This is a genomic window from Agrobacterium sp. D14 (genome assembly GCF_001526505.1).
GTDB lineage: Bacteria > Pseudomonadota > Alphaproteobacteria > Rhizobiales > Rhizobiaceae > Agrobacterium > Agrobacterium leguminum.
Genome location: NZ_ASXX01000009.1, coordinates 110,826 through 129,875, shown reverse-complemented (window position 1 = coordinate 129,875; position 19,050 = coordinate 110,826). Strand labels below are relative to the sequence as shown.

The following is a 19,050-nucleotide window of genomic DNA, read 5'->3' as shown; positions in this document are numbered from 1 at the left end:
AATGCCATTTTATCATACTAACCGTGTCGAACCTCATCATCGCGAAAAAGTTCGCGCTTTGCTGCCGGGTCTCGAAACAGTGACGGGGCAGTCCGCTGAACGTATTGTCGAAGCCTGGTCGATTATGTGGGCGAGCAGCGCCTTCGAGCGACTGGAAGACGTTCCCGTGTCGCCCGGGCTGAAATGCGGCCTCATCGATCATACCAACGATGTCGTGACGATGGGCCGCGCGATCGCGGCGGCGTTTTGCGCGCGGGACAAATTCGTCTTTGATGCCGCAGCTCTGGATGAAGCTCTTTTTCTGCATGACATCGACAAGCTTTTGATGTTTCGCCCCGCTGTTGATGGTATCGAACGCAGTCCTCTCAGCCGACAAATCCCCCATGGCGTTCTTGCCGGTATGCTTTTGAGTGAAATGGGATTTTCGGAAAAGGTCATCGGCATCGTCACCACGCATGCGACGGACGCTCCGTTTCATGTGGAAGCACCCGAAGCCCTGGTGATGCACTATGCCGACATGGCTTCGATCGACCGGGTTCGCATCGATGAAAACGCCAAGCCATTCTACGCGGTTCGATGAACCGGAGCGGGCGACGTGCTTACGGTGTCTTCAATTCGGGCATCACAGTTTCAGGCGAAAGCAGTATCGGTTCGATCAGCAAGTCACCACGGCGAACTCTACAGATAAATCTTCACGGTCTGCGCGATGCGTGTAACGATCAGGGCGGCCGATCCTGGTGATACCTCCTCCAGAAGGCGTGTCAGCGGTATTGGTGGTTAGCCCTGTGTGCGCTCATCGAATTCACGCCGTGATTTTTCGATATAGGCTTGCTGGTTTCGCGCCCAGTTTGCGAGCGTGAGCAAAGGTCCATTCAGCGAATAGCCCTGGGGTGTCAGTTCGTAGTCAACACGCGGCGGAATGGTGGCGAACGCCGTGCGCTTCACCAGTCCATCGCGCTCGAGACCGCGCAATGTCACCGTCAGCATCTTGTGTGACAGGCCCGGGATGGCCCGCTGCATCGCGTTGAATCGCATGGGTCCATTTGATAGCACGCCGACGATCATGATCGTCCACTTATCGCCGATCCGCTCAAATATCTGACCGAGTGCTTTACAGTTGGCCTCGCCCTCGGATGCATAATCTGCATCGATCGATTTCGGATCAATTTTCGTCACAAGACAACTCCCTTGTTCCGCCAATACGCACCTTCTGGTTCGTCACGTTCAAAATCGTGCGTTCTTGCGTGACGTGTCAGTTACCTTCATATCGTTACGCACTAATGGTTTGTAACGGAAGGATCAACCATGAATATCGGAGTAAGCGGCGCAAGTGGTCACCTGGGCCAAGCGATCATTCGTGAACTTCACGCCCGCGGACGTGGGCATAACATTGTAGCCATCTCGCGAACGCCAAACACTGCAATTGCCGGCCTCGACCGGCTGATCCTCATTCCTTCTGCACAGCTCGAGCCCGGCGTGCGCGGTCGTCAGATCTCTGCTGCCGTCGATGCTGCAGTGAAGGCGGGTGTTGCACACGTCTATCTGGTTTCGGCTGCCGGAACGCGGGAAGAGACTACTCCCGCCATTGGCGAGGCCTACTGGACCGCCGAGCAGCACCTGATCCGCCATGCGCCACGCTGGACGATCATGCGCATGAACTACTACATCGAAGCCATGATAGACGAGTTGAAGAGCGCAATCGATCAGGGCCTTGTTGCCGGTCTTGGGTCCGAGCGGGTGGCCTATGTCTCGCGTGACGACCTCGCGGCCGCACTTGCCGGCGTGTTGGTGTCCGACGGCCACTCCGGCGCCATATACAATGTCACCGGGCCCGAGACGCTTAGCGGTGAAGATCGGGCTGCCGCACTTTCCGAAGTGACGGGCAAGTCGATCCCCTTCGTGGTCATCACGGAAGAGGTGCTGCAAGGAGGACTAAACCAAGCCGGTTTGCCTGACGTCGTGATCGGGGCTCTCACTGACATCAAGCGCGATTTCGTCGCCGGAAAATACGATATCCTGACCACCGACCTCGAACGACTGTCGGGCCGTAAGCCGCAAAGGCTGCGTGACCTGCTCGCCAAAAGCCTTGCCTGAGAGGCCTCATTCATGAAGATCAAGAAGATTGTCTATTGGGTTGCCACGAGCCTGATCAGCCTGCTTTATCTGGCGTCGACGACGTTTTACATCACTGACGGTGACACAGTACGTGGCATGATCGTCGCGCTCGGCTACCCTGCCTACCTGGTGCCGTTGCTGATCGTGTTGAAACCGCTCGGCGTCGTCGCGATCCTGTCACGGCGCAGTCTCTTTCTCAGCGACCTGGCCTATGCCGGCATGTTCTTCCACCTGCTGCTCGCCAACTCGGCGCACATGGCGGCTGGAGACTACGGTGGAATGATCCCTGCGACTGTCGGCCTCGTCATGCTAGTGACCTCGTTCCTGACCCAGAACGACGCCAGAAAGCGCAAGTTACCTTACGCTCCCTCCGTCCAGCCCTTGCCGGCTTGAATCCGCGGGCGTGGCGCTACCGCCGCGCTCCTGGCAACCAAATGTATCGAAGGAGCGGCCATGGAACTCGGCGTATTCTCGCTTTCAGACATCAACCCCGATAGCGGAGATACAGCGGCGAGCCGTATTGTCGATATCATCGACTACGGCAAGCTTGCTGAGCGTCATGGCCTCGATATCTACGGTGTAGGCGAGCACCACAGTCCTGCATTCGCTGTCTCGTCGCCCGCAATTGTCCTGTCGGCGATTGCCCAGGCAACGTCACGGATCAAACTTACGACCACGGCAACCGTCCTGACGGTTCTCGATCCGGTCCGGCTCTATCAAGATTTTGCGACGCTCGACCTCATCAGCCGCGGCCGAGCGGAGATTATCGCCGGGCGTAGCGCTTTTGCCGAACCCTTCGTGTTGTTCGGCGAGGACATGGCCAGCTATGGTAGTACCTTTGCGGAAAAGCTCGATCTGCTGCTGCGCATTCGTTCGCAAGACCTCGTCACATGGCAGGGCTCCGTTCGGCCAGCGCTCAATGCAGCCCGAATCGCGCCTCGAACCATCCACGATCTGCCCGTATGGGTGGCGGTTGGCGGCACTCCGGAGAGCGCACAGCGAGCTGGCTGCCTCGGTTTGCCGATGATGCTAGGTCTAATCAGTGGAACCATCGACCAAGCGAAGCGGACTGTCGATCTCTACCGTGAGGCCGGGCGCATCGCGGGATATGGTGACGACGTGCTTTCAGTCGGGATCACCAGTCACCTTTACGTCGGAGAGACCGAAGGCGACGCGCGTGAACGATTCTTTCCCTACTATCAGCGCTATCTTTCGCCGAGAACCAACGGCGGACGTGGCTGGCATGTCGAACGCACCGACATGGATCGGACCGCGGGACGGCGTGGGGCGCTGATGGTCGGGAACCCGCAGGAAATCGCAACCAAAATCCTTGACATGCGTAACGCGCTCAATATCGACCGCTTCATGGGTCAGATCGATCTCGGTGGTATGCCGAAGGATATGGTCGTCAACTCGATCCGGCTTTTCGGTGAAGTGGTCGCACCTGCGGTTCGGCATGTGCTGTCGAAGTGACGTTAATGATCACGGAGAGGCCTATCGGACGGCGGTCCGTCGTTCGTACCGAGAACGTCCCTTGCCCAACGGTGCCGTTCATAACAGAATCTCCCACAACACGTTTCGCAAATGCGTGAAGTCACCCCGTCCTGCGGTCATGTGCCTCCATCACGCAGCGCGCTGACGATGATATTAAAGGCCGGTGAGTTCTGCCGTTTCGTTGGATAGTAGAGGTAATAGCCCGAGAAGAGCGGGCACCAGTCTTCAAGCACCTGGACGAGGTGGCCAGATTTGAGATCCTGTTCCACGACGCTTTCGGGGAGATAAGCTATGCCATAGCCGCTTAAGGCGGCCTGCCGCTGTGCATAGCCGGAATTGAAAATGAGCTGGCCATTCACACGGACTTTGAGTTCGCGCCCCCCCTTTTCGAACTCCCAGGCATAGAGGCCCCCAGACCGAATCTGGCGCTGGTTGATGCACCGATGTGCGACAAGATCCTGGGGATCTTTCGGCCTCCCGTGTTCTTCGAAGTAGTCTCGTGAGCCCACGGTGACCAGCCGCCAGTCTGGTCCGATCCGGACAGCGATCATATCCTTGTTCAGGCTTTCGCCTAGGCGAACGCCGGCATCGAAGCGCTCCTCGACAATATCGCGAAAGCCGTTGTCGCAGTTGAGCTCCAGCCTGATTTCCGGATAGGCCTTCAGAACCGGTTCCAATTTCGGCCAGACGACGGTTTCAAGGGCGTGGTCGGAGAGCGTGATCCGAACCGGCCCTGATGGTCTATCCTTGGTTGCCATCAATTCGTTGATGTCGCCCTCGAGTTCGCGCACCCGCGGGGCCAGTGCGGCGAGAAGTTTTTCCCCGGCTTCGGTCGGCGATACGCTGCGCGTGGTCCGGTTGAGTAGCCGCATCCCCATCCGCGTCTCCAGGCGCTTGATGGTGTGGCTCAGCGTGGATTGCGACGTTCCGAGCCTTGCTGCCGCCCTTGTGAAGCTGCGCTCTTCATCAACCGCGAGAAACCATAGCATTTCAGTCAAGTCTTTACGGTCCATCGAAAGCATCTCCAGTTTCACTCATATCAAAAAGCAATAAGTTCATGCCGATTGCAATGACTAATCGTGGCAACGATTTCCCACTACAATTCTCGCCAGAAACCGTAACCGTCGCATTGCGTGCCGGACTCAGCGCAGATCTGCCCCAGATCGTTTTGCAATGATGCGCGCGATGACCGGCGACAAAACCATGGAGATCCGCATGAACGAAAAGAGCCAAATCGCCAAAGGTCCGTCGAGAGCATCGATTGACCGGCGTAACCTTCTCAAGCTGACTGGAATCGGTATGACTGCTATTGGCACCATGTCGCTCGCAGGAGCGCCCGCCACCTATGCGCAGGGCGGCGGCGAATGGGACAAGGTCTTCCCGAAGAGTGATCAGATCGATCACCAGAAGGTCACCTTCAAGAACCGGTTCGATATCACTGTTGCAGCGGACCTTTACGTCCCCAAAAATCTCGACGGTTCTCAAAAGCATGCCGCGCTTGTCGTCGGCCATCCCTATGGCGGCGTAAAGGAGCAGACCTCTGGCCTCTATGCGCAGACGATGGCCGAGCGCGGCTTCGTCACGATCGCCCATGATGCGTCTTTCACCGGCGAGAGCGGCGGTGAGCCTCAACTGATCACGCCGCCGGAAGTGTGGGTGGAAGATTTCAGCGCGGCGGTCGATTATCTCGGCAAGCAGGCCTTCGTGGATCGGGAGCGCATCGGCGGCATCGGCGTATGCGGCGGCGGCGGCTTCCTTCTTGGTGCTGCCGAGATCGACCCGCGCATCAAGGCGGTCGCGACTTCCGCCATGTACGATATCGGTCAAGGCAATCGCCAGGGACTGGCGCGGGAACTCGACCTGCCGGCCTTTCAGCAGACATTGAAGGGCATCGCCGACCAGCGCTGGGCCGAAGTCGATGGTGCCGAGCGGCGGCTCGTAGGCGCAACCGCCAAAACGTTGCCCGCCGACGTCGATCCAATCACGGCTGAGTTCTGGGACTACTATGGGACGCCGCGGGGCCATCACCCCCGCGCGACACCGGGCTTCGACATGGTCAGCCGGGCGCCGATGGCGGCTTTCTGGTCCTTCGACAAGTTACCATGGATCTCACCGCGGCCGGTGTTGTTCATTACGGGAGACAAGGCTCACTCCCGGCACTTCAGCGAACAGGCTTATGGGTTCGCCACAGAACCAAAAGAGTTGTTCGTGGCGCCGAACGCCGGTCACGTCGACCTCTACGACAAGGTAGACCTGATCCCCTGGGACAAGCTACAGTCATTTTTCAGTGAGCATTTGAGTTGAGGCTGACGATCAGGGGTCCATCGATCAAGAAATGCTGGCGCCGCTCATTGCGCGGCGCCTAAGCGATAGCCTTGATTGGCTCGCCATCGCTCTGACCGGGGGGCGGGCATCTTCGGCGCAATCAGCGGTCGCCGCCTTAGCTGAGATGCCTGCGCACCATGGCCTGATGGAGCGCTCTCACTGCTGGGCGGCCGCTAAATGGCTTCGACCCGGAGCGGAAACTGGCCCGGAACATGCAGCGCGTCCTGCCCGGTCTCGAAGCGGCCTAGCCTGATCAGGTCTCTCGAATACGAATAGTCGACATAAAATAGCGCCAGATTTCCCCACGGCACGTAATAACAGATGTCGTAGGGTTGCTCGTCATCGAACCGCCCCCGCCCGTCTTCGATGAGCTTTCGCGGCAGATACGCGATCTTCTCGCTGCTGGCAAAATCGCCGATTTTCAGATCAAGCGGCAGCATCGAATAGAAATCGCGCGCGGATGGGTTGTCATGAAGTGTCGCGGTCAGCGTCCGCTCGCCGAATATCATCCTGATACGCATCGCACTCTGCGCCTCCCTGCTCGTGTCTCTTCCTGCCTGTCCGAAGGCCAATGTCGGCAGAGATGCTGCTGCCAGGCCCGCTCCGAGCAGTTCTCGCCGATGCCAGCCTTGGTCTCCCGTCATGGCTCAATTCTCCATCTCATGAAGGCGCCTTCTGGCGCCTGTCTTCACCATGGCTGGTTTGCCGGACCGACCGTAAATTCATTGACAGTCGTGTCCTCCGGCTGGTCGATCGCGAAGGCGACTACATTCGCTATGCGTTCCGGCGCGATCCCGTATTTGTCGTAGGTGCTCTGCATGGCCGCGGCTGTGCCCTTGTCGCCGATCGTGCCGAGCAATTCGGTGTTGATCGCGGCCGGATAGATTGTCGCCGTGCGGATATTCGTGCCTTCCAGCGCCGATTCCATGCGCAGGACCTCCATGAAGTCCCGCACGAACCATTTCGTGCCGCCGTAAACCGCGCCGTTCGGATAGGCCTTCAGACCAGCCACGGATGAGGTCGTAATGACATGACCGGACTTCTGACCGGTGAAGGTCGGCAGCACGGCCGCAACACCGTTCAGCACGCCCTTGATATTGACGTCGACCATCTGGTGCCAGTCGTCGGTCTTCAGCGCCGAGAGCGGTGAGTTCGGCATCAGGCCGGCGTTGAGAAAGATGACGTCGAGGCCGCCGAAGGTTTCCTTCGCCAATGCGACGATCGCGTCGTTGTCGGCCTGACTGGTGACGTCCAGTTCCTGAAAGACTGCCTGCCCACCGTTCTGCTCAATCTCGTCGGCGATTGTCTTCAGCTTGTCCGCGCGCCGCGCGCCGAGCACCATCTTGGCGCCTTTGCCGGCGAGCAGCTTTGCCGTGGCTTCGCCTATACCCGACGACGCGCCGGTGATGATGACGACCTTGCCCTTGATCATGATGGTCTCCCGAATTGTGTTGTTACCGGATGCGCTCGACCCGAACCGGCTGCCGGGTCAACTGGTCAAGCTGCGCGTCGGAGGCGTTGTACTTTCCGATGTGGATGGTCTGGTTCGAGAAGCCGACGCCTGAGGCGTCGTAATAGAAGCCGAGGTTGCCCCACGGGGCGAAGTAGATGAGATCGCCATCCTCCGGGTCAGAGCCCGGTGAACCATCCGTTGTCAACTTGCGGTCAAAATAACCGATCTTCTCCCGGCCGGCATATTCTTCAATCTCGAGCGTGAGCGGCAGCCTCGACAGGAAATCCCGCACCGTCGGATTGTCTTCCCCGATCGTCACGTCGACACTGGCCGAGCCCGACGTAAAGCGCACCACGGCGCCCACGACCTCTCCGGTCTGTCCTGCCCCGGCACTGGAGTTCTGCGAATAGGAGACGGCGACACCGGATGCGAACACGAAGACTGCGAGAAGAAGCGCGGTCATGCGGCGATGGAGTCTGGTCATTTTTCCTCTTCCATGGGACGAAGCATGTTCGATGGCCATCAGAAGTGACCTGCTGTAGGTGCCGGTAATCGCGTCGGAGACGCACCATCTGATCCTGTACTTAGAGTAATCGATCGCGGTGTCTCTGATTAGCCGTGATCAATTGCATGCACTCATGAGCGGTATTTCTGAACGGCCTGTCCTTTGTCGTCTGTCCAAGGTGAATCCCGGAAGTTGCTCATGGCAAATCTGTACCGGTCAAATCCGCAAGTCTTTCGATGAGCTGATCCTGGAATCCTGGGTTAGATACCTCGTTTGCTGCTGGCCGCTGCTGGCGATGATGCCAGTAGCCGCCGCGGACCTTGGCTGCCCTGTCGTCGCTCGTCGCGAGCCATATCTGGGTCAGATGTCCCTCTTCGAGATCGTCGGTGGCCGAAGCGCCGCCCATTCTCGTCGGCACCCAGCCGGGATCGACCGCATTGCTCAGCACATCCGGCCACCATCTGGAAAGACCGGCGGCGAGCGCTGCGACATGCAGCTTGCTCTCGCAATAGGCCTGAGTGGCGTCCCAACGCCGTTCGATCCAGTCCATGTCGCCCAGCGATCCACCGCCGTTGCGGTGCATGCCGCTGCTGAGATAGATCAGGCGATCGGGGCGCTCGATCAAGGCGGTGAGGATGTAGGGCGCCAGCGTGTTGACCGCGAGGATCGCGGCATGGCCCTCCGGCGTTGTGGCCCGGTCGGGGGTTGAATAGATGCCGGCATTGTGGATCACCGCATCCATGCGACCGATGGCGTTCACTTGATCGGCCACCGAACGTGTCTCATCGGCATTCGCTAGATCGCCAACGACGACAGGCGGTGATCCGGAAACGCGGCCGGCAAGCGATCTGGCCCGTTCGGACGAGCGGGCGTGAAGAACAACCTCATGACCTTCCGCGATCAAGGCACGGGCAGCGCCAAGGCCAAGCCCATCAGCGCTGCCTGTTATAAAAATCCGCGCCATTGTACCGTCCTCTCGATTGCCTGTTCATCTCAAGCCTTAGCGTCAGGCGCATCCTCCACGGCGTGGCGCAGCCAGACCATCCCGCCTTCAAACGTCTCGCATCCGGTCAAGCGAAGCGCTTGCCCGACGCCTGGCCGCTCGCCCTCTGCGCCGCGGTAGTCGATGATGCCGTCGGCCCCGGCCATGCCGTCCACCGCCGGGCGGATCAGCGTGCTGAACTCGTCGATCAGGCGATGGCGGAAGAAGGCGCCGTTGATCGTGCCGCCACCCTCCAGGAGCAGCGTCTTTGCGTCGAACAGGTTGGCGAGTTGCTCCAGCGCGCCGGAAAGATCATCGCCGGTGGGGCCGGCAAAGAGATAGGAAACGCCATCCGCCCGCAGTTCCGCAAGATAGGCGTCGGACACCTGTTCTCCAAGCACCGCGACGGCATGATCGCCGCCGATATTGTCCTTGCCGTAATGCACACGGCCGTGCGGGTCGACGGCGATGGCGAGCGCCCTGCCGCCGCGCTCGGCGATATGTGGCTCACGCGGCACGATCGGCGCATCTGGGAACGCGCGTTCCGAGCCCTTGGCCATTTCGCTCATCGTCTTGCGGCCAACGATCCAGCCATCGGCCTCGAAGCGAGACGCCACATCCTCATAATGGCTGGACAGAACTTCGGCGGAAACCCCCGCGGCAGGGCGTGTGAAGCGGCCGGGGTGCAGCCTGCCATCGATGGAAGTGACCATATGGCAGATGATATGCGGACGTCTGGACATTGAGGAACCTCGTGTACCTTGGCCGTTCACTCGCGATGGCGCAGCGCCTCGACGAGAGCGACGAAGGCGGGCGACGATTGCCGCCGGCTGGGATAGTAGAGATGATAGCCGTCCCAATAGGGCGACCAGTCTTCCAGAACGCGCTCGAGCCGCCCCTCCGCGAGATGGGGAAGCGCGATTTCTTCCGGAACATAACCGAGACCGTGACCGGCGAGTGCGGCGTCAAGAACATGGAAGATGTTGTTGAATACGAGCTGGCCATCGACGCGCACCTTGATTTCGCGCCCGTTCTCTTCGAACTCCCAGACATAAAGTGTGCCGGATGATGGAAAGCGATAATTGATGCAGTCGTGTTGCGTCAGATCCTGCGGCCTTTGCGGGATCGTGCGGCCTTCAAAGTAGGATTTCGTGCCAACGACGGCGAAACGGAAATCAGGCCCGATGCGCGCCGAGATCATGTCCTTTGCAAGTTGCTCGCCCATCCGCACACCGGCGTCGTAGCGCTCGGTGACGATGTCCGACAATCCGTTGTCGAGTAGCAGCTCGACCTTGATGTCCGGATATGTCGGCGCAAAGGCTTTGACCTTGGGCCAGAGGACATGGCTGATCGCATAGTCGGGCGCCACGATCCGAATGGTCCCGGCCGGCTTTTCCTTCAACTCGTTCAGCGCATCCATCTCGACCTCGATCTGATCGAAATGCGGGCCAATCCTCTCCAACAACCGCTCGCCCGCCTCCGTCGGCGCGACCGCGCGCGTCGTACGGGTCAGCAAGCGCACATCAAGCCTGGCTTCCAACTGGCGAACCGTGTGGCTGAGGGCCGATTGCGAGACGCCGAGCCTTGCAGCGGCCTTGGTGAAACTACGCTCCCGGGCGACAGCCAGAAAGGCGATAAGATCGTTGACATTCTGTCGTGTCACTCATGAGTCCTTCTTATTTCTGATGGGCCATTATATCAAAGGACGTGGGTGCAAGGAAGCGTTGGGATGCTGGCGCCCACGAAAGCACGTGAGCGCCAGAGCTGTTGTTACGCCAGGTGTTCCGAGAAGAACGACTGCAACTTGTCGAAGGGAATGATATCGACCTTGTCATAAAGATCGACATGGCTGGCGCCTGGGATCACCAGAAGTTCCTTCGGTTCTGCGGCGTTGGCATAGGCGGTTTCAGCGAAATAGAGCGAGTGGGCCTTTTCACCGTGGATGAACAGGACCGGGCGCGGCGAAATTTCCGCGATATAGGTCAGGATCGGCATGTTCATGAACGACAGCGGTGTCGTCTGCGACCACGCATTGCGCGAGTTAACGGCGCGTGGGTGATAACCGCGCGGCGTCGCGTAGTAGTTGTGGTAGTCGACCATGAACTGCGGCGAGTCTGCCGTCACGGTGGCGTTGTACGCCGGCTGATAGGCCGGGGTGCCATTTTTTGCATCTTCCCAACGCTGCCTGCTCAACGTCTCCAGCGTCTGGGTGCGCTGTTCGAGCGTCACGCTATCGTTGTAACCTTTCGACATGACGCGGGTCATGTCGTACATGGTGCTCGCAACGACGGCCTTGACGCGCTTGTCGGAAGCGACGGCATTCAAGGCCATGCCGCCCCAGCCGCAAACGCCGATCACGCCGATGCGCTCGCGGTCGACTTCGGGCCGCAGTCCGATGAAGTCCACCGCCGCGCTGAAATCTTCCGTATTGATGTCCGGCGACGCGATATTGCGCGGCGCACCGCCGCTTTCACCCGTATAGGAGGGATCGAAGGCGAGCGTAACGAAGCCGCGTTCGGCCATGGTCTGCGCATAGAGACCGGAGGACTGTTCCTTGACCGCGCCGAACGGACCGCTGACGACGATGGCCGGCAGCGCTCCGTTACGGTTCTTCGGCAGGTAGAAGTCCGCCGCCAGTTCGATGCCATAGCGGTTCTTAAAGGTGACCTTCTGGTGGTCGACTTTGTCGCTCTTCGGGAAAACCTTATCCCAATCCTGCGTCATATTGAGTGTTTGCGCCTCCGCATTGGCTGTGGTCAGAAGCGAAACCGCGCCGATTGCCGCAACCCCGACGCCAGTCAGCTTGAGCATGTTTCGACGCCCGACATCCAGACGCTCGACGACGTTTCCAATCTCGTTCTGTTCATTCATGACAGGTCTCCAAGAGTTTCGGTTGTTGATACGCAAGATATACGCGCGCCCACGTTCATCGATTAGAGGGGTAACTTCGCATGTGCTCATGAGAATGATTCATGAAACTGATCGTCGTCGAGACTGCTGGGCGGGCAAGGGGCGGCCGTTAGCCATCTTGCGGCATTTTTCCAGAGGATGTCTCTGTTCGATGGCGGGCGCACTATTCTTTAGGCGCCAGCCGCATTAGCCGGCCGGGACTATCGTCTTCGATTACCCAGACCGCTCCGTCAGGCGCAACTGCGACGTCGCGAATACGTGCACCCATATTCCAGCGCTCGACCTCGTCGGCGCGCCCTTGCGCGTCGAAGGCGACACGAACGAGGGATCGCACGGACAGGCCACCGATCAGCGCTGAGGCTCGCCACTGCGGGAACAGCACCCCCTCGTAAAAGACCAATCCCGCGGGTGCGATCACCGGCGTCCAGTAAACGGCGGGTGGTGCGAACTCCGACCGCGTATCGTGGTCAGGAATGTCGGCGCCGCTATATTCACTGCCATTGGAGACAAGCGGCCAGCCATAGTTCCGGCCTTGTTCGATGAGGTTCAGCTCGTCGCCGCCGCGCGGTCCCATCTCATGCAGCCAGAGGCGACCGTCAGGGGCGAAGGCAAGCCCATAGGGATTGCGGTGTCCGGTGGTCCAGGTCTGTGCCTGAACACCGCCGCGAGAAAAGAGCGGATTGTCAGAGGGTGTCGATCCGTCGAGGTTGAGGCGCAGCACCTTGCCGCGCGCCTGGTCGGGGTCCTGTGCGGTCGCTGGCTGCATTCGGTCGCCGACGGACAGGAACAGATGCGAACCGTCCGGCGGGAAGGCGATTATGCCGCCCGGCTGCCCACCACCACCATCGGGCGTCTGGCGCCAGATTACCGTTGCGTCTGCAAGCGAAGCTTCGTTGCCGGCCAGGGCAAGACGGGCACGCGACAGAACGAGCCGGCTGCCACGAGCATTCGGCTCGACATAGGTGAAATAGATCGTCGAGCTGCTCGCAAAATCCGGCGCGATCGCGATATCGAGGAGGCCGTTCTGACCGGAGGCTGCGACATCGGGCACATTGTCGAGTTCGGTCTTCTCGCCTGATTGGGTGACGAGCAAGATGCGGCCCGGCTTTTCGGTGACCAGCATCCGTCCGTCGGGCAGGAACGTCAGCGCCCACGGCGTATCGAAATCAGCCACGGTCTGCGTGGCGAAGGGAGCCTCGGCGCTGGCGATCCGATTACCTGCGTTGATGCTCTGGGCCTCTGCAGTACTATGGAAAACCAGTATCGCGGCCAATGCAGCCGATGCCATGATTGTTTTGCGTCGTGTCATCATGCCTCCGATGTGTATTTCTTTCCTTCGGGCGCGGCGGTGTGTTCAGCGATGCGGCGCTCCCGGATGACGGAGGGTCCGTTCACAGGCTCACAAAGAGCCCGGCCATCACCCATGCCAAGGTTAATCCAGACCGGGAACAGAGACTATCGGGCTGAGTTCGCTTGTTGTCATGAGCGGTTTTCATGAATGCATGCGCGCCACCTTCCAGCGCACTTATGAGCCCACCTCATGACGACATGCAAATTTTGTCGGCTAGTTGATGGTGTTGCGATCCGCTACTTTTGCCGGAAAGGAACGATCCGCGCCCTCAAGGCTGCGCGTGGGCGGCAGCGTAGTGTCCGCCTGTGAGGCCGGACCTCGCCCCACAGTTTCATAACGATGCCCAGGCGCGGCTTGCAACACCCGGAAGGCCGGCCGCCTGGCGCGTCAGATCAGAAAGAAGAAAAATGTCAGCCCATGTTTCTGCAGCAGTCCCCGACATCGAGGAACAGAGCGCCGCCCATTGGGGCGCCGTATTGGCGATGTCGTTCTGTGTTTTTGCGCTCATCGCTTCGGAATTCATGCCCGTCAGCCTTCTGACGCCGATCGCGGCCGATCTGCGCGTCAGCGAGGGACAGGCCGGACAGGCGATCGCCATTTCCGGTGTTTTTGCGGTGCTGACCAGCCTGTCGATTTCCGCAATCGCTGGCCGTCTCGATCGCAAGTTCCTTCTTCTGGGGCTGACAGCCGTGATGGCGCTGTCCGGCAGCATTGTTGCGCTCGCCCCGAACTACGAAATATTCATGATCGGCCGCGCGCTGATCGGCGTCGTTATCGGCGGCTTCTGGTCGATGTCGACGGCGACGGCGATGCGCCTGGTGCCTGAGCAGCATGTTCCAAAGGCGCTCGCGATCTTCAACGGCGGCAACGCGCTTGCAACGGTGGTCGCGCCTCCGGCGGGAGCGCTGCTCGGCGCGACTATCGGCTGGCGCGGCGCATTTTTCTGCGTCGTCCCGATCGCGGTTATCGTCTTCGTCTGGCAGATGATCAGCATGCCGTCGATGAAGGCCGAGCGCCGGCCCGGATCAGGCAACGTGTTCAGGCTGTTCAACAGGCCAATCGTGGCTCTCGGCATGGCGTCCATTGGTTTGCTCTTCATGGGGCAGTTTGCGCTCTTTACCTATGTCCGGCCCTTCCTCGAGACGGTCACACGCGTCGATGTCTCGACACTGTCGCTCGTGTTGCTCGGTATTGGTATTGCAGGCCTCATCGGTACAAGTCTGATCGGTTTCTTCCTCAAGAAAACACTTTATCGAACAGTTATCCTTATTCCGGTGGGAATGGCCGTGATCGCCGCCATCCTGATCGCTTTCGGCGCGAACCTTGCGATTACCGCAGCGGCGCTCGGCGTCTGGGGATTGATCGGCACGGCGGCCCCTGTCGGCTGGGGCACCTGGCTGGTGCGCTCGCTGCCGCAGGACGCCGAAGCAGGAGGAGGTCTCATGGTCGCGGTTATCCAACTCGCCATCACCCTCGGCGCGGTCCTTGGTGGAGTCCTCTTCGACTTCAGCGGCTACCAGCTGACCTTTGCCGCCAGCGCCGTCATCCTGCTCCTCGCCGCTGTTTTGGCAATGCGCACGGCGGCGGTCAGTCGTCGATGATGACCGCGTGCGTGGGTGAGCAGCACTCCGGCCCAGTCGCCGGTTGTGCACCTGGCGCCGGATGGAGCGCTGGGCCAAGCCCGACAACGCAGCCGAGGGGGAATGGACATTACGGCGAGAATGCTTCCTTTGTTACAGGCCGGGACTTGGGGTCGTCCCGATGATCAGCGCCCGGGCAGGATGCGACTGTCAGGATGATGCCTCTGTGCCCACGTGATCGGATTGATGAAATGCTCCCTTGACCGTTCAAAATCACAGCAGGGGAATCAAGGTAACGGGCACCATGTACAATCTCGCGCATCAAGAGAGCCCGAAAGCGGAGGTGAACAATGAGGATCGGCGTTATAGGTTCCGGCCTGATGGGCGGCAAACTTGGGCTGCTCTGGGCTCGATCGGGCCATGAGTTGACGTTCAGCTATTCGCGCAGCACGGAAAAGCTGAAGCGATTGGCGAAGCAGGCTCAGGGATACCACGGCACGATCGCGGAGACTGTCGCCAATGCCGATGCTTTGTTGCTGGCAGTCCATTGGTCGCGCATCGACGAGATTCTCTTCCAGACCGGTGACCTGGCGGATAAGATCGTTCTCAACTGTTGCGTTCCCTTAGACCGGCAGGACAAGAATCTCGTTGTGGGTACCACGACGTCCGGTGCCGAGGAGCTAGCGCGCAAGCGGCCGCTTGCGCGTTGGGTTTCGGCCTTCAACACCAGCCCGAGCGAGGCCTTCGCCGATGTCTTCGCCAACCGGCAGGAAGAACCACGGGCGCAATTGATCTATTATGGCGACGATGGCGGGGCGAAGCAGGTGGCCGCGCGCCTGATCGCTGACATTGGTTACGAGCCGTTGGATGCCGGTCCCTTGCGCACGGCCCGCTTTGTCGAACCTTTTGCCATGGTCACCGCCGAACTGGCCTATAGACAGCCCGGTGGACCCAGACTCACCTATCGGTTTTCAAAATTCGACGATTCCGGCGCTCGTCAGAAGAGCACGGTCAGGGAACTGGCTTAAGCTTACGCAGCAGCCCCAACGCGGACATCGCCCAGCATGAGGAAAATCATGGAGGTCGGGTAGGTTCGGCGGTGATCGATGTGATTGAGCACGCAACTGCAGTCAGCAGCCCATAACCCAGCGCGATCGGTAGCAGAGACAGACGACACGAGCGCCCGGATCGCTGCGCGTGCGAATAACAGCTGAATGACCGGGCGACGGCCGAGACGGTTCGACAGGCGTCCGAGGATAAGCAGTGCTGTCGCGACACCTGAAAAATAGCCGACTGCCCGTTAATGACAGGTCCCGGAATGTAAGGCCTCCCGCCTCCGGTAGTGGCCGTGGAGCGTATTGGGAGTTGCGGGCGGCAGCGGCTTCGCTGTCCTATTCAGAAATTGGGCTCATGATTGTAAGAGAGAAGCGGCTATTATCATTGATCGATATTCGCGCGATTATAGTCTCCATTCGAAAACGAGCGAATGGTATGACGCAAAGGTTGTTGTTGTGCCTGACAATTCGCTTATTAGTATATGGAGGCAAGTCAGACAGCCATGAAGCTCCAGATCAACGACCAAACGTTCGATGTCGCTTCCGAGCCCGATACGCCGCTTCTATGGGTCATTCGTGACGAACTCGGTCTTACAGGTACGAAATACGGATGCGGGCTGGCGCAGTGCGGCGCCTGTTCGGTGCTGGTCGACGGCCAGATCACTCGATCTTGCGTAACCCCGCTCGAAAGCGTGGCAGACAGCAGCATCACCACGATCGAAGCTATAGAGAACGACGCGGTTGGCAAACGTGTTGTGGCGGCCTGGCTTGCGCATCAGGTTCCGCAATGCGGGTACTGTCAGTCTGGCCAAGTCATGGCCGCGACGGCCCTGTTGAAGGAAACTGCAGAACCGACTGAAGAGGAGATTGCGGCTGCGATGATCAATCTCTGTCGCTGCGGCACCTATAACGCGATCAAGGCGGCTGTGAATGATGTCGCGGGTCGTCGGGAGGCAAAGCTATGAACGAGCTGAGCCGCAGTATCCTTTCGGGCCAAGAGATGCCGAACGGTTCATCGGTCAATGTCTCGCGCCGCGGTTTTCTTTTGTCTTCACTTGGCCTTACGGCCGGAGCGCTGGTCATCGGGCTTGGGGTGCCCGTTCGTCCGGCCCGTGCGCAGGACGTAGCCGGCAAGATTGTGCCTGGAACCCGCGTGCCGGCGTTCCTCGAGATCCGGCCTGATAATACCGCCCGGCTGATGAGCCCCTTCGTGGAGGGCGGGCAAGGCATCTTTACGGCGATGGCGCAGATCGTCGGGGAAGAACTCGACCTCGATCCGTCGGCGTTCACGGTTGAAAACGCGCCGGCCGGTCCGGACTACCAGGTCATCCTCAACGGAATGCGGATTACCGGTGGAAGCATGTCGGTCCGGTTGAGCTATGACACGATGCGTCGTCTCGGCGCCTCGGCTAGGCTGATGATCCTGCAGGCAGCAGCCTCGCGTCTTGGCGTCCCCATCACGGAACTTACCACCGAACCTGGCCGGGTTTTGCATGCGGCGTCGGGTCGGTCGTTGTCGTACGGCGAAATCGCGGCCGATGCGCTTGACCTGCCGATCCCTGCGGCGGAGAGCGTGACGCTTAAGGATAGAAGTCAATTCCGCTGGATCGGTAAGTCGGTGGCGCGCCTCGACGTCTATGACAAGTCGACCGGACGTGCGACATACGCCATCGACTGCAAGGTGGACGGTATGCTGCACGCGGCGGTGCAGCACGCGCCCCGGCTTGGAATGCACGTTGGGGTGATCCGCAACGAGGACGCAGTAAGGGCGATAAAAGGGGTCCAGTCGGTTCATCGCCTGCCAGGCGCGGTTGCGGTCGTTGCGGAACGGTGGTGGACGGCCAAGCGCGCCGTCGAAGCGCTCCAGGTCGACTGGCAGGAAGCCAATGGGGTGTCGGCGGTTGAGGGTGGTCGTATCATGCCGATCGATTTCTCCACCAGAGCTTTTGCGGACCGTCTTGCCAGTGAGCCGGGAGACGGCAAGAATGCGGAGAGCGAAGGCGACGCCACCGGTGTGCTCGCATCGGCTAAGGACATCGTTTCTGCGACCTATCACAGCCAGTATCTCAACCATGCCCAGCTTGAGCCGCCATCGGCGCTTGCAAAGTTCAATGACGACGGCAGTCTCGATGTCTGGATGCCGAACCAGGCGCCTGAAATGTTTCAGGCGGATATAGCGAAGTCTACAGGCCTCGACCCGGCCAAGATCAACATCCACAGCCCGCTGCTTGGAGGCTTTTTTGGAAGGCATTTCCTTTATGTGGCAGGCAGTCCTTACCGGCAGGCGATCCAGCTTGCAAAGGAGACCGGTCGGCCGATCAAGCTGATTTGGAGCCGGGAAGAGGAATTTCTCCGCGACACGCTCCGCCCGATGGCGGCAGTCCGCTTTCGCGGCGCCCTTGATGGGAACGGTACGCCGGTCGCGCTCGAAGCGATTAGTATCTGCGAAGGTCCTACGGAAGGCATTAGCGGCCATAACCCGGACAAGGTCGATGAAACAGCCGTAGAAGGGTTGGCGGGAAAACCTTATGCGATCGCCAACAGGCGCATCGCGCAGCTCTATGTCGAAAATCCGACCATGCTGTCCTACTGGCGCTCGGTCGGCAATTCGATGAACGATTTCTTCTACGAGTGCTTTCTCGATGAGTTGGCGGACAAGGGAGGCCAGGATCCCTATGAATTGCGACTACAGTTGCTGAAAGACAATCCTCGCCTGACGACATTGCTGAAAGCTGCGGAGGAAATGTCGGGCGGCTGGAAACGCGGCCCATTTACGGCGGAAGATGGCTCGCGGCGAGCGAGGGGTGTGGGCATGGCTTCGCCGTTCGGCAGCCATACAGCAGCAATTGCGGAAGTCTCCATTCAATCTGGCCAAGTGGTCGTTCACGACGTGTGGGAAGCGATCGATCCTGGCAGCATCGTCAATCCCGCTATCATCGACGCGCAAATCAACTCGGCGGTCGCCCTGGGGCTGTCACAGGTCTTGCTGGAAGAGGTGGTCTACGAAAAGGGCCAGCCCGTTGCCCGCAATTACGATCTCTATCCAATTCTGCCTCCCGACCGGATGCCGCGTGTACATACGCGCATCATCGAGAGTGGTGAGAAGATGGGTGGGATCGGTGAACCGGGTTTGCCCGCAATACCGCCGGCCGTGGCGAACGCCGTGTCTGCGCTCACCGGCCAGCGCATTCGCAGCATGCCGCTCTCCCGTTACACGTTCGAGAGTTGACGCAATGTTGCTTCGGTCTGATCCCAGGCAGGCCGAAAGCGTAGCGGCGGC

General features: G+C 59.8%; 19 protein-coding genes. 9 read left to right on the top strand and 10 right to left on the bottom strand.

Going from position 1 to position 19,050, the window contains the following annotated elements:
* The first annotated feature begins 1 nt into the window (after position 1).
* Entirely contained in the window at positions 2–580 is a 579-nt protein-coding gene (locus L901_RS08125; RefSeq protein ID WP_059755349.1) for a hypothetical protein, read from the top strand.
* A gap of 197 nt (positions 581–777) precedes the next feature.
* On the opposite strand, the gene L901_RS08120 is transcribed toward L901_RS08125, so the two are convergent.
* A complete protein-coding gene (locus tag L901_RS08120; RefSeq protein WP_059755345.1) occupies positions 778–1,176 on the bottom strand; it encodes a helix-turn-helix domain-containing protein in 399 nt (132 codons plus the stop codon).
* A 129-nt stretch (positions 1,177–1,305) separates the two neighbouring features.
* On the opposite strand from L901_RS08120, the gene L901_RS08115 reads away from it, so the two are divergent.
* From L901_RS08115 to L901_RS08105, 3 genes are read left to right on the top strand one after another with little or no spacing between them, the layout of a single operon-like run.
* Entirely contained in the window at positions 1,306–2,094 is a 789-nt protein-coding gene (locus L901_RS08115; RefSeq protein WP_059755342.1) for an NAD(P)H-binding protein, read from the top strand.
* 12 nt (positions 2,095–2,106) lie between these two features.
* Positions 2,107–2,508 (top strand): DoxX family protein, encoded by a 402-nt coding sequence (locus L901_RS08110; protein ID WP_059755339.1) that lies wholly within the window; start codon positions 2,107–2,109, stop codon positions 2,506–2,508.
* A gap of 60 nt (positions 2,509–2,568) precedes the next feature.
* The gene (locus L901_RS08105; protein ID WP_059755337.1) at positions 2,569–3,588 is read left to right on the top strand and encodes an LLM class flavin-dependent oxidoreductase; all 1,020 of its coding nucleotides are present in this window, start codon (positions 2,569–2,571) and stop codon (positions 3,586–3,588) included.
* A gap of 137 nt (positions 3,589–3,725) precedes the next feature.
* Here L901_RS08105 and L901_RS08100 read toward each other — a convergent pair whose 3' ends face one another.
* Positions 3,726–4,622 (bottom strand): LysR family transcriptional regulator, encoded by an 897-nt coding sequence (locus L901_RS08100; protein WP_059755463.1) that lies wholly within the window; start codon positions 4,620–4,622, stop codon positions 3,726–3,728.
* A gap of 202 nt (positions 4,623–4,824) precedes the next feature.
* Between L901_RS08100 and L901_RS08095 the strand changes: the two genes are divergently transcribed.
* Entirely contained in the window at positions 4,825–5,913 is a 1,089-nt protein-coding gene (locus tag L901_RS08095) for an alpha/beta hydrolase (RefSeq protein WP_059755461.1), read from the top strand.
* A gap of 194 nt (positions 5,914–6,107) precedes the next feature.
* On the opposite strand, the gene L901_RS08090 is transcribed toward L901_RS08095, so the two are convergent.
* The 8 genes from L901_RS08090 to L901_RS08055 all read right to left on the bottom strand — a co-directional run bounded on the left by L901_RS08090 (position 6,108) and on the right by L901_RS08055 (position 13,093).
* Complete coding sequence (locus L901_RS08090) at positions 6,108–6,578, bottom strand: cyclophilin-like fold protein (RefSeq protein ID WP_059755334.1); 471 nt, start codon at positions 6,576–6,578, stop codon at positions 6,108–6,110.
* 44 nt (positions 6,579–6,622) lie between these two features.
* The gene (locus L901_RS08085; RefSeq protein ID WP_183044083.1) at positions 6,623–7,366 is read right to left on the bottom strand and encodes an SDR family oxidoreductase; all 744 of its coding nucleotides are present in this window, start codon (positions 7,364–7,366) and stop codon (positions 6,623–6,625) included.
* Positions 7,367–7,388: 22 nt separating this feature from the next.
* Positions 7,389–7,871, bottom strand: coding sequence for a cyclophilin-like fold protein (locus tag L901_RS08080; RefSeq protein ID WP_059755329.1), 483 nt, complete (start codon positions 7,869–7,871; stop codon positions 7,389–7,391).
* 217 nt (positions 7,872–8,088) lie between these two features.
* The gene (locus tag L901_RS08075) at positions 8,089–8,856 is read right to left on the bottom strand and encodes an SDR family NAD(P)-dependent oxidoreductase (RefSeq protein WP_059755328.1); all 768 of its coding nucleotides are present in this window, start codon (positions 8,854–8,856) and stop codon (positions 8,089–8,091) included.
* Positions 8,857–8,885: 29 nt separating this feature from the next.
* Positions 8,886–9,617 (bottom strand): dihydrofolate reductase family protein, encoded by a 732-nt coding sequence (locus L901_RS08070; protein ID WP_082710539.1) that lies wholly within the window; start codon positions 9,615–9,617, stop codon positions 8,886–8,888.
* Positions 9,618–9,643: 26 nt separating this feature from the next.
* The gene (locus L901_RS08065) at positions 9,644–10,537 is read right to left on the bottom strand and encodes a LysR family transcriptional regulator (protein ID WP_059755325.1); all 894 of its coding nucleotides are present in this window, start codon (positions 10,535–10,537) and stop codon (positions 9,644–9,646) included.
* Positions 10,538–10,644: 107 nt separating this feature from the next.
* Entirely contained in the window at positions 10,645–11,745 is a 1,101-nt protein-coding gene (locus L901_RS08060; RefSeq protein ID WP_059755324.1) for an alpha/beta hydrolase, read from the bottom strand.
* Positions 11,746–11,947: 202 nt separating this feature from the next.
* On the bottom strand, positions 11,948–13,093 hold the full coding sequence (locus L901_RS08055) for a PQQ-dependent sugar dehydrogenase (protein ID WP_082710546.1): 1,146 nt from the start codon (positions 13,091–13,093) through the stop codon (positions 11,948–11,950).
* 449 nt (positions 13,094–13,542) lie between these two features.
* Here L901_RS08055 and L901_RS08050 point away from each other — a divergent pair, with 449 nt between their 5' ends.
* The 4 genes from L901_RS08050 (at position 13,543) to L901_RS08035 (ending at position 18,999) form a co-directional block, all read left to right on the top strand.
* Positions 13,543–14,736 (top strand): MFS transporter, encoded by a 1,194-nt coding sequence (locus L901_RS08050; RefSeq protein ID WP_059755318.1) that lies wholly within the window; start codon positions 13,543–13,545, stop codon positions 14,734–14,736.
* 329 nt (positions 14,737–15,065) lie between these two features.
* Positions 15,066–15,743 (top strand): NADPH-dependent F420 reductase, encoded by a 678-nt coding sequence (locus tag L901_RS08045; RefSeq protein WP_059755315.1) that lies wholly within the window; start codon positions 15,066–15,068, stop codon positions 15,741–15,743.
* Positions 15,744–16,273: 530 nt separating this feature from the next.
* Positions 16,274–16,735, top strand: a complete 462-nt coding sequence (locus L901_RS08040) for a (2Fe-2S)-binding protein (RefSeq protein ID WP_059755312.1) — start codon at positions 16,274–16,276, stop codon at positions 16,733–16,735.
* Positions 16,732–18,999, top strand: a complete 2,268-nt coding sequence (locus tag L901_RS08035) for a xanthine dehydrogenase family protein molybdopterin-binding subunit (RefSeq protein ID WP_059755309.1) — start codon at positions 16,732–16,734, stop codon at positions 18,997–18,999. Before L901_RS08040 ends, L901_RS08035 begins: the two co-directional genes overlap by 4 nt.
* Positions 19,000–19,050: the final 51 nt, after the last annotated feature.